At 28.2% G+C, this 11,067-nt stretch carries 11 protein-coding genes; all 11 read right to left on the reverse strand.

Annotated elements, in window-relative coordinates; all coding sequences use genetic code 11:
* Positions 1 to 102 precede the first annotated feature (102 nt).
* A complete protein-coding gene (locus NSA58_RS09710) occupies positions 103 to 1,689 on the reverse strand; it encodes an amidohydrolase (RefSeq protein ID WP_039679769.1) in 1,587 nt (528 codons plus the stop codon).
* Between the two features lie 183 nt (positions 1,690 to 1,872).
* Positions 1,873 to 2,382: a GNAT family N-acetyltransferase gene (locus NSA58_RS09715; protein WP_074429913.1), complete on the reverse strand. Its 510-nt coding sequence runs from the start codon at positions 2,380 to 2,382 to the stop codon at positions 1,873 to 1,875.
* 114 nt (positions 2,383 to 2,496) lie between these two features.
* Positions 2,497 to 3,438 (reverse strand): ROK family glucokinase, encoded by a 942-nt coding sequence (locus NSA58_RS09720; RefSeq protein ID WP_039679771.1) that lies wholly within the window; start codon positions 3,436 to 3,438, stop codon positions 2,497 to 2,499.
* Between the two features lie 41 nt (positions 3,439 to 3,479).
* On the reverse strand, positions 3,480 to 4,151 hold the full coding sequence (locus tag NSA58_RS09725) for a LacI family DNA-binding transcriptional regulator (RefSeq protein ID WP_052232986.1): 672 nt from the start codon (positions 4,149 to 4,151) through the stop codon (positions 3,480 to 3,482).
* A gap of 156 nt (positions 4,152 to 4,307) precedes the next feature.
* Complete coding sequence (gene amrS / locus NSA58_RS09730) at positions 4,308 to 5,294, reverse strand: AmmeMemoRadiSam system radical SAM enzyme (protein ID WP_074078835.1); 987 nt, start codon at positions 5,292 to 5,294, stop codon at positions 4,308 to 4,310.
* Positions 5,295 to 6,704, reverse strand: a complete 1,410-nt coding sequence (gene amrA, locus NSA58_RS09735; RefSeq protein ID WP_039679773.1) for an AmmeMemoRadiSam system protein A — start codon at positions 6,702 to 6,704, stop codon at positions 5,295 to 5,297. It abuts the gene before it with no gap.
* Positions 6,705 to 6,976: 272 nt separating this feature from the next.
* A complete protein-coding gene (locus NSA58_RS09740) occupies positions 6,977 to 7,930 on the reverse strand; it encodes a siderophore ABC transporter substrate-binding protein (protein WP_039679774.1) in 954 nt (317 codons plus the stop codon).
* Between the two features lie 113 nt (positions 7,931 to 8,043).
* Positions 8,044 to 8,799 carry an iron ABC transporter ATP-binding protein gene (locus NSA58_RS09745; RefSeq protein WP_039679775.1) on the reverse strand — a complete coding sequence of 252 codons (756 nt, stop codon included), beginning with the start codon at positions 8,797 to 8,799 and terminating at the stop codon, positions 8,044 to 8,046.
* On the reverse strand, positions 8,796 to 9,809 hold the full coding sequence (locus NSA58_RS09750; protein ID WP_074078833.1) for an iron chelate uptake ABC transporter family permease subunit: 1,014 nt from the start codon (positions 9,807 to 9,809) through the stop codon (positions 8,796 to 8,798). The genes NSA58_RS09745 and NSA58_RS09750 overlap by 4 nt, the downstream gene beginning before the upstream one ends.
* Positions 9,799 to 10,752, reverse strand: a complete 954-nt coding sequence (locus tag NSA58_RS09755; RefSeq protein WP_039679776.1) for an ABC transporter permease — start codon at positions 10,750 to 10,752, stop codon at positions 9,799 to 9,801. The genes NSA58_RS09750 and NSA58_RS09755 overlap by 11 nt, the downstream gene beginning before the upstream one ends.
* A 225-nt stretch (positions 10,753 to 10,977) precedes the next feature.
* Positions 10,978 to 11,058 carry an IS3 family transposase gene (locus NSA58_RS20980; protein ID WP_408645542.1) on the reverse strand — a complete coding sequence of 27 codons (81 nt, stop codon included), beginning with the start codon at positions 11,056 to 11,058 and terminating at the stop codon, positions 10,978 to 10,980.
* Positions 11,059 to 11,067 lie beyond the last annotated feature (9 nt).

Raw genomic sequence — 11,067 nt, forward strand, 5'->3', positions numbered from 1 at the left:
GATTTAGAACTTTTTTATATTATTAAAAAGAAAGAACTACAACATAAGGATTAAAAATCACTTATGTTATAGTTCTTTCTAAAATGTGGTTAAGTCATTAAATTAAGCTTTAAATATAGTATTACCTTCTTTCATAGTTTCCATAACTTTAATATTTCTTATATCATCTGACTCTACTTTTAATGGGTTTTTGTCAAGTATAACTAAGTCAGCTAATTTGCCTTCTTTTATAGTTCCCTTAATATCTTCTTCAAAATATTGATATGCTCCATTTTTAGTAACAGCTTCTAATGCTGCAAGTGCTGGTATTTTTTGATTTTCACCAAGAACTGTTCCATCTTTCATTTTTCTATTTACAGCTATCCACATTGTTTCTATCATATTTGGTTCAATAACTGGTGCATCTTGGTGGAACGTAAATTTAATACCTTCATCTAAAGCAGACTTAGCTGGTGATATTTGACTAGCTCTATCAAATCCAAAGTTATTAACATGAATATCTCCCCAGTGATAAACATGAGCCATAAAGAATGATGGTATCATACCAAGTTTTTTAACTTCTGGCAATTGATCCACACCAATTAATTGGGCATGTATAATTACTGGTCTTATATCATTTGTTGCATTTAACTTATCTTTAGCTATTTTATATTGTTCTAAATATTGAGCTACAGCTGCATCACCATTGCAGTGAGCTAAAAGTTGCATATCTTCTTTTAATGCAGTTTCTATAATTTTTTCTAATTCTTCTTCACCCATAACTGGATAAGCTCTATATCCTTTTTCTTCTCCTAAGTAATCCGTTCTCATATATGCTGTTCTTCCTTGTGGGGATCCATCTAAGAAAGTCTTAAATCCTCCAACTTTGAAATGGTTTTTATATTCTTTTATACATCCTTGCATTTTAGGTAATATTTTATCTTTTTCTCTAATATCAACAAATCCTATATAGTCTAGTTTTAACATATTTGCATTGGCTATGTATGCTAAAAAGTCAGCAAGAGCCGGAACAATCATACCTTCTTGCATTGTTGTTATACCAAAAGATGCATAATCATCTTGCGCTGCTATAACAGCTTTCATAATATCTTCAGTAGAAGGCATTGGAGCTCTTTGAACATTATTAATATATGCATTTTCTTCTACATAACCAGTTAACTTACCATTTTCTTTATAGAATATTCCTCCCTCTGGATCTGGAGTATCATCTGTTATCCCCAAACCTTTCATTGCTAATGAGTTGAATACACCATTATGTCCTGATTTATTTGAAATTATAAGAGGATTGTCTGGAGCAATTTGGTCAACAAAATCAATTCTTGGATAAGTTTTTTCTGCTAAAGTATTGTAGTCAAAATTATTAGCAACTATCCAGTCACCTTTTTTAACATTATTTTTTTCAATAAATTTTTTTATTCTATCAGCTATATCATTAAAATCAACTGCATCTTCTAAATTTACTTGTAATTTAGAGTTTGCATAACCAAAAAAGTGGCTATGTGGGTCAATAAATGATGGTATCAATGTTTTTCCTTGTAAGTCCACCATTTCTGCATCTCCTGCGTCTTTCATTAATTCATCTTTTTTGCCTACTTTAGCAATTTTCCCATCTTGAACTAATACAGCTTCTGCATAAAGTTCATCTTCTAATGTAATAATATCACCATTATAAAATAATTTTTTTGTCATAGATTAACCTCTTTTCATTTATTATTAAATTAGTAATCAATTATATATTGAGCAAATTAAGAGGTTAAAATGTATACATTTTGAAATTTATTATTATTTACTTATAAATTAAAAAAAGATGTCTCAAAAATGAATTAACTCATTTTGAGACAACCTTTATAAATTATATTATCATTTAAAATGTTAATTTTCACTATCATCCTCAAATAAAACTTTTTTCATTATTACAAGTCCAAAACTTTCTCCAAACTTTGTTCCTATATCTGATATAGTTCCACAAGTTCTAAATCCATTGGTATGATAATATCTAACTCCTACTTTATTTTTTGTAGGAATAATTGCTAAAATATTTTTTATACCTAGCTGTCTTGCATCTTCTTCTAACTTTATTAAACAGTAATCTCCTATGCCTAATCCCTTTACTTCATAAGCTAAAAAACAATTAATTACAGCGGTTTCCTTAAATGTCTTGTAACTTTTATAAGAATTAAAAAAACAAAAACCTACTACTTTATCTCTGTTTTTTACTACATAAGCTGGATATCCATTTATTTCTTCTATTAATTTATCAAAAAATCTAGAAGGTAATCTGCTTCCTGGATAAGCTGCATATGTGTTTTCAATATAATAATTATAAATTTCCATTACTTCTTCTGTATATTTATCTGTTAATTTGTCAAAGGTAACTTTCATACTATCCACCTCCTTATATTTATAATTCATTTAGCCTTTTTCCTTTATATTAAATATTCATAAAAAAAATTAGTATGCGATTTATTTTTCACATACTAATTAAATTTCTTTATATTAAATTTCTCCTGCTAATTTTGCTCCTCCAAATATACCTGCATCATTTCCTAATATTGCTAATTTAAATTCTGTATCAGCAGTAGCATAAAATACATTTTCTAAGTAATGCTTTTTTATGCTATTTAACAACATATCTCCTGCTTTTGAAACTCCACCACCTATTACAAAAACTTCTGGGTTACAAATACAAGCTATATTTGATAGCGCCCTCCCTAGAATAGAACTAAACTTTTCTATAACTTTTATAGATAATTCATCATTCTCTTTTGCTAAGTCAAATACATCTTTAGCTGTTATATTTTCAATATATCTTAATTTTGAGTCGCAACTTTCTCTTTCTAAGATTTCCTTAGCTAACCTTGCTATTCCAGTAGCTGATGCATATTGTTCTAAGCACCCTTTTCTTCCACAGTTACAACTTACTTTCTCATGTGGATTTACATTTATATGACCAATTTCTCCACCAGCACCAGTAGCACCAGCTATCACGTGGTTATTTATAATAACACCACCACCAACTCCAGTTCCTAGAGTAACCATTATCATAGTTCTGTAACCTTTTCCTCCACCTTTATACATTTCACCAAGTGCAGCAATATTGGCATCATTCGCCACCTTTACAGGTATATTTAGTAATTCTCCCAATGCTTTTGATACATTAAATACTGACCATCCTAAATTTACACATCCTAACACTGTTCCATCATCTTTTACAGGTCCTGGTACTCCAACCCCAGCTCCTAAAACTTCATCTTTAGATATATTTCTTTCTTCTAAAATAGCATTTATAGACTGTGCAATATCAGATAAAATATATTTTCCATTCTCTATTTTTCTAGTTTCAATCTCCCACTTATACAGTAATTCTCCTTCACTATTAAATAAACCAAATTTTACTGTAGTTCCACCTATATCAATTCCTAGCGAATATTTCTTCATAATAACCCTCCTATTTACTATATATATTTATTGATTTAATTTCAAATATTTCTATTATATAAGACTTTACTTTTCATTTTTTCTACTAAAGATTCTTTTTCAATTAACTTAGTATTTATTATATAATATTTTTCCCCTGGATCTTTACTTTCCAGTTTATCCATCATTATCTTAGCTACATATTGACCTAGATATTTTCCATTTGCCTCATGTATAGATTTTTTCTCATCATCTTCAAAGAATAAAGCCTCTTCCAAATTTTTAGGTAAACTTACTGATACAAAAGGAAATTCTATATCTTTTAAAAACTGAGTAGTAATTTTATCCTCTTCTTCGTGAAATAATAAAATGCCTTCTACAAAATTACTCTTTATGAATCTATTAATCCAAGTGTCATCGTTTTCCTTAAAAGCATACATAATAAAATAATCTCTATCTTTAGCACAATTGCTTATACCTCTAAAAACTTGAAGAAAGAAAGGATGGTAAAAGGAATCGCAAATCCATTGTGGTATAATTACTGCTAATATATTAGTTCTTTTGCTTGCTAGACCTCTCGCCATTTCATTTGGAACATAGTTTAATTTCTTTACTGCATCCCAAACTTTTATTTTTGTCTTTTCACTAATTTTACTACTATCCGAAAGAACTCTAGACACGGTAGAAACAGCAACATTAGCTTCTCTTGCTACGTCTTTAATTGTAATCTTCATCCTCATCTCCCCAATTTATAATATCATTTGCTCAATTGTAAGTGTATTCTTATTAATTATATTATATTTTATGTTATAATCAAATACCTCTCATAAGGAAGTTTTATTATCATGTAAAAAGTCCTCTTTATTAATAACTTAAAAAGAGGACTTCTTTTAAAATATAATATTTATATATTCTTTACAATTAGGACACTTATCTCCTTTCATATGAGGATTTGTTGTATAAATATCTCTAATTACAAGATTATATCCGCAATTTGGGCAATATGTATTATTATCTACACCTGCTACATTTCCTACATACACATAATTCAAATACTTAGTAGATTCTTCTTTTGCCTTCATCATATTTTCCACTAGTGTTGGAGGATTTTTCATTTTATATTTTGGAAAGTATCTGCTTAAATGAAGAGGAATATTTTTATCTATTGATGCCAAAAATTTTGCAATTTCTACTATTTCTTCTACTGAATCATTCTTATCACTAACCATTAAAGTTGTTATTTCTACATGAGTATGTTTACTAGCTATTTTTATAGTTTCTAAGACTGAATCTATTGTAGCTCCACAAACTTCATTATAGTATTGTTTTGTAAACCCTTTTAAATCTATATTCATTGCATCTATAAAAGGTAAAATCTGTTCTAAAGGCTCTTTATTTACAAATCCATTGGTAACTAAAACTATACTAATATTCTTATCATATTCTTTTATTTTTTTAGCTACATCATAAATATATTCATACCACATAAAAGGTTCATTATAAGTAAATGCTATCCCTACATTATTAGGAATATTTATTATTAGGCTTATTAGTTTATCTATGTCGATAAATTCTGTTGGTGGTTTATTCTGTGATATTTCATGATTCTGACAAAAACTACAACTCATATTACATCCAAAAGTTCCTATAGATAAAATATCCTTTCCTGGTTTAAAATGATATAAAGGCTTTTTTTCTATTGGATCTACATTTACAGATGTGACTTCTCCATAATTTATAACTATAGGAATATTATTTTTCACCGTCCTAAGATTACATACTCCAAACTTTCCTTCTATCAAACTACAATTATGAGGACAAAGCTGACATTTTATATAATTTCCTTCATCTTTATAAAATCTTAGTTTTTCTTCCATCTATTCACCTTCTTTGTATCTTGTCACCTGGAATCTTTCTATTTCATATTCTTCAAGTGGATTTATATTTGCTTTTTCACAAGCTATTTGAAGTTGGTAGTCAACAGTATCCACTCCTTCTAAGTCAGGAAGTAACAACCCCTTTTTATGGCCTTGCATAACTATAACTCCATATTTTTTAGGATCTAATTCTTCTTTTGTAGATTTATGTGGTCTACTTAGTATATCTACTGATATATCTATATCTAGCAATTCATTTTCTGTGACCCTTGGAAATCTCGGATCATGTATAGCAGCTTCCACTGAGTTCTTTATTATCTCTTCTGCTACTGAGTCTGTTGTTGGTAAAAAAGTTCCTATACAACCTCTTAAGTTTCCAAATTTTTTAAGAGATACAAATACTCCACCTTTTTCTTTGCTAAGTTCTTTTGGTAATTCACTTGGTTTTGCCATAAAGTGGCCATAAGTATAATAATGATTTAAACTTTCCCTTGCTAATTTTACATATAAGTTATTGTTTGAAATTTTTTTATTGTAAAGTTCCTTCTTCATATTAATTAACTCTTGTAAATTACTTTGTGCCTTTAATTCATTATTAAAAGCCATAACTCCATATCCCACACCAAAAGGACCTTCATAAGATAATAATTTACCCTTAACTTCTTCTCCTTCCATAGCGCCAAGCATTATAAATACGGATCTTAATCCACATTCTCCTGCGCATTCTACCATGTATTTGTCCATATTAAATACACTTAGCACATTACCTTTTTCTAAATTATATAATAATAACTTATCAAATTTTGAACCCTCTGGTGAATATTCATAAGGTCCATCTTCACTTAATCTATGAGACAAATCTCCACTTGCTATAAGCACTATCTTTTTATTTAAGTTTTCAGCACTTTTTCTTATTGCCATTCCAAACTTATATAACTCGATATCGCTAAGAGTTGCATACGTAACGTGAACAATTTTATAATCTTTATAATACTTATTTATAAAATACATAGGTATCATAGCTCCATGATCCAATTCGTATTCTCTATTAAATTTTCTAAGAATATCTGAGTCTATTCCTACTGCTGGTATATTTTCTACATTACAAGTATTAATCAACTCTTCATTAAACTCTTTATCAATTCTACCTTCTATATAAGTATCAAAATCTTTAAATTGGCTAAAATCTCCTCTTATACGTTCTTCATTTGAAATTGCAAGAGCATCTGAAAACATAGTTCCATGAGGAGTTATAAGTACTATAGTCTCTGGTTTTAAATTACTTATTTCTTCTCCTACCTGATTACAAGCATCAATAGTATTTTGTATTGCCCTCTCTTGTCCCTTTCCCACAGATGGAATTATTAAAGGTGGATGGGGCATTAAATAATATCTTAATATATTTTCCATGATATACACCTCACTTTATATTTAAAATCTGTCTTCTTATTATTTTGCCTATTTTTTTAAGTAATATTTTTCAATACAAAAAAATACCTATTATTATAGATATTTTAGAATTGTGACAAGATACCTTCTTTTTTCTATAAATAATAAGGTTAAAATTTTATTATCATGCTTTTATAAACTATAAAGAGGCTATGAGATTTATTTAAATCTCATAGCCTCTTTATAGTTTATTTTCATTATAATTTTACATTTTTAAAAGTTAGATGAATATATTATTTTATAGCATCTGCTATTTCGTCAATCATTATATTTGTTGACTCTATACCACCAGTCATTGTATACCAAACAGCTGAATCTAAGTAAACTATATTGTCATTTTTAGCCACATCTGTTTTATTCATTATTTCATTATCAAATAATGTTTGAGCTGCTTCACCTTTGCCAGTAACAGCTCCTCTATCTACAACAAATACATAGTCTGAATTATTTTCTAAGAAATATTCAAATGTTATTTGTTGTCCATGAGTAGATTCTTCTATGTTTTTATCTAATTGTTTGAATCCTAAATCACTATATATTATTCCATATCTTGATGCTTGTGAGAATAAGCTTATTCCACCTTCATTAGCCATTACAACTGATGCTGATAATCCCTTTTCACTTACTACTTTATTCAAATCTGCAACCTTAGTTTCTATTTTACTTAAAGCACTTTTAGCTTCTTCTTGTTTATCAAATAAGTTTCCAAGATCTGTTACGACAGCTGAGAATGAATCCATGTAATTTTCTCCATCTACTGCTAAATAAACTGTTGGTGCTATTTCTTTGAATGAATCTATTTGATCAGCTTGTCTTCCACCAATTATTATTAGGTCTGGATTTAAAGCCTCTATTGCCTCAAAATCAGGTTCTTTTAAATCACCAACATTTGCATACTTATCATCTGCATAAACTGATAATACTTCTGGTAAAGTTCTACTCTTAGGTAGTCCAACTATATCTACACCTAAGTTTTTTAATATATCTGCCACACCATAATCAAATACTACTATTTTCTCTGGATTTTTACTTAATTCAACTTTTTCTCCATTTGCATCAGTCACTGCTACAGTAGTCGTTGCTTCATTGTTTGATCCATTATTTTTATCCTTTTTCATTCCTATTGAAAATACACCTATTATTGCTATTAATACTATACTAACTATACCTGCTACTTTTTTGTTCATTTTGTCCCTCTCCTATTCTTAATATAGATAATCATTATCATATAATATTTAAATTTTTAAGCCACTATTTTATCTAAAATATATAACCCTCTTAGCCGCTTAAATAAGTAATGTTAGAAATATATACTTATTTTATTTCCATCTATTTCTTCAACTTTAAAGTCCATTTCATATATGTTTTCTAAAGTTTCTTTATTAATTACTTCATCTACAGTTCCCTCTTTTACTATAACTCCATTTTTTAAACAGATAATATAGTCCGAGTAACAAGATGTAAAGTTAATGTCATGCATTACAAGTATTATTGTTTTACCTAAATCATCACATAACTTTCTAAGAACTTTCATCATTTGTACCGAGTTGTTCATATCTAAATTATTAAGCGGTTCATCAAGGAATATATATTCCGTTCCTTGAGCTATAACCATTGCTATATAAGCTCTTTGTTTTTGTCCACCACTTAGTTCATCTAAATATTTATCTTGTATGTCAGTAAGTCTCATATATTCTATTGCTTCTTCTACATACTTAATATCCTCATCTTTTAATTTGCCATCACAATATGGAAATCTACCAAAGCTTACAAGTTCTTTTATTGTAAGTCTAATATTTATATTGTTAGACTGTTTTAGTATTGCTATTTTTTGAGATAATTCTTTTTTGTCCCAGCTTTCTAGTTCTTTACCTTCTATAAAAACTTGTCCACTATCCCTTTTCATTAATCTTGTTATCATAGAAAGAGCAGTACTTTTTCCAGCTCCATTTGGCCCTATAAAAGAAGTTATCTTTCCTTTTTGTATTTTAAGAGATACATCATGTACCACTTTTTTATCATTATATTGTTTACTTAAATTTCTTACTTCTATCATATTCTGCTCTCCTTATAAAGTAGATACATAAAATAAATTCCACCGATCATATCTATTATTACACTTACTGGTGTAGTTAAATGTAATACTCTTTCTATCATTAATTGACCAAATACTAAAGCAAATATACTAACAAGCATTGATACAATTATTAAATAACTATGTTTATATGTTTTCATCATTTCACGAGTAACATTTGCAACTAGTAACCCTAAAAAGGTTACTGGTCCAACTAAAGCTGTTGATATAGCTATTAAAACAGATATTACTATTAATGATTTTCTCATTAATTTGTCATAATCAACTCCTAAATTAATGGCTTGATCTTTTCCTAAGCTCATAACATCGAAGTATTTAATATCATCAACAACAAATGGAACTATTAAAAGTATTACTACTAATGATAAAAGTAATATATCTACATTTACATTATTGAAACTTGCAAACAATTTAGATTGTAATACTAAGTATTCATTTGGATCTATTACCATTTGCATAAATGATGATAAACTTTTAAAGAGTGTTCCTGTTATCATTCCCACCAATAACACAAACATTATATTAGAGTTTTCTCTTTTAAATATTAATTTATATAGTGCCAATGAACCCATAACCATAAATACTACACATAATAAGAAATTTATTTTTTTATTTGATGCAAACATGCTACTTGAGCCAAATACAAATATGATTACTGTCTGTATTGCCACATATAAAGAGTCTATTCCCATAACACTCGGTGTTAATATTCTATTATCTGTTACAGTTTGGAATATTATTGTTGAGAAACCAATACATCCTCCTGTAATTACTATTGCTATTAATTTGGGTATTCTTTTTGATAAAGCATACTCCATACTTCCAGAGTTAATTTCAAGTGTTAAAAATAATGCACCTGAAATTAAAATTAATGCTGACAAGATTACTATGGGGATATTTAAATTTTGTTTTTTATTTCTTATTTTTTTATTTTTATTAATATAGTTTTTATTTTCTAAATTAGCTTGCATATGACTTCCTCCTAAATATTAGATAAAGGAATATTGCACTTCCTATTACTCCAACTGTAAGTCCAACAGAAAGTTCATATGGATAAATTATCACTCTAGCAGCTATATCACATACTAAAACAAATATTGATCCAAATAAAGCAGTGTCCCATATATTTTCGTGAACATTATCACCTTTATATAAAGAAACTATATTAGGAACAATTAATCCTATATAAGGGATTTCTCCTGCTGTTATTACTACGCATACTGTAACTATTGAAACTATCACAAGACCAAGGTTAACTATTTTTTTATAATCAAGACCTAAGTTCGTTGCAAAATCTTCTCCCATACCTGCCACTGTAAATTTATGAGCAAATATAAATGCCAAAATCATAAGTGGTATTGCTAAATATAATAATTCATAATTACCTTTTAATATCATTGAGAAGTTTCCTTGCATCCAAGAACCTACATTTTGCATTATCTCAAACTCATATCCTATATAAGTTGTTATTGATCCAATTATATTTCCAAACATTATACCAACTAATGGTACAAATATTACATTTTTAACTTTTAAGTTTCTTAAGAATGTCATAAATATTAATGTACCAGCTAGGGCGAATACAAATGATACCATAGCCTTTTGCATTGTTGTTGCACCTGGTATTAGAACCATTGCTATAACTATTCCCAACTGAGCCGAATCTATTGTTGCTCCTGTAGTTGGAGAAACAAATTTATTTTGACTTATCTGTTGCATTATTAATCCACATATACTCATAGCACTTCCTGCCATTAATATACTTAATAGTCTTGGAAATCTACTTACTATCATAAGATGTATGGCATCTTTATTTCCACTTAAAATATCTACTATATTTATATTCTTAGCTCCTAAAAATATAGAAACTAAAGATAATCCAGTTAACATTATGATTAAATGTCTTTTTTTCATTTTTTTCTCCTGTTTCACTTTTCTTTCCGAAAGTGTTTTTCATATTCATTTGATATAGATTATCAATTTCTATTTATATACTACATTAAATGATAATAGTTTTCAATACTTATTTTGCAATTTTATTAATATTTTTGTATTAATTTATAAACATTTGTAATTTTTACATAAAAAACACCCTAATTATATGAACTGCACCCTTCATGTGGAACAATATAAAACAACCTAGGCTACCTTTTTCTTGTATTTTACAGGAGAAAGGTAGTTTAATTTTGCCTGTATTCTTTCTTTGTTATAATAATCTATATATTGAGA

The sequence above is a fragment of the Terrisporobacter muris genome (assembly GCF_024621905.1).
In the GTDB taxonomy this organism is placed as follows: Bacteria; Bacillota; Clostridia; order Peptostreptococcales; family Peptostreptococcaceae; genus Terrisporobacter; species Terrisporobacter muris.

Excerpts from the sequence above, each read along its gene's own strand:
- NSA58_RS09725 (WP_052232986.1), bottom strand. The coding sequence starts at position 4,151 with ATGAAGATTACAATTAAAGACGTAGCAAGAGAAGCTAATGTTGCTGTT.
- NSA58_RS09745 (WP_039679775.1), bottom strand. The coding sequence starts at position 8,799 with ATGATAGAAGTAAGAAATTTAAGTAAACAATATAATGATAAAAAAGTG.
- amrA (WP_039679773.1), bottom strand. The coding sequence starts at position 6,704 with ATGGAAAATATATTAAGATATTATTTAATGCCCCATCCACCTTTAATA.
- NSA58_RS09755 (WP_039679776.1), bottom strand. The coding sequence starts at position 10,752 with ATGAAAAAAAGACATTTAATCATAATGTTAACTGGATTATCTTTAGTT.
- NSA58_RS09720 (WP_039679771.1), bottom strand. The coding sequence starts at position 3,438 with ATGAAGAAATATTCGCTAGGAATTGATATAGGTGGAACTACAGTAAAA.
- NSA58_RS09710 (WP_039679769.1), bottom strand. The coding sequence starts at position 1,689 with ATGACAAAAAAATTATTTTATAATGGTGATATTATTACATTAGAAGAT.
- NSA58_RS09715 (WP_074429913.1), bottom strand. The coding sequence starts at position 2,382 with ATGAAAGTTACCTTTGACAAATTAACAGATAAATATACAGAAGAAGTA.
- NSA58_RS09740 (WP_039679774.1), bottom strand. The coding sequence starts at position 7,930 with ATGAACAAAAAAGTAGCAGGTATAGTTAGTATAGTATTAATAGCAATA.
- NSA58_RS09750 (WP_074078833.1), bottom strand. The coding sequence starts at position 9,809 with ATGCAAGCTAATTTAGAAAATAAAAACTATATTAATAAAAATAAAAAA.
- amrS (WP_074078835.1), bottom strand. The coding sequence starts at position 5,294 with ATGGAAGAAAAACTAAGATTTTATAAAGATGAAGGAAATTATATAAAA.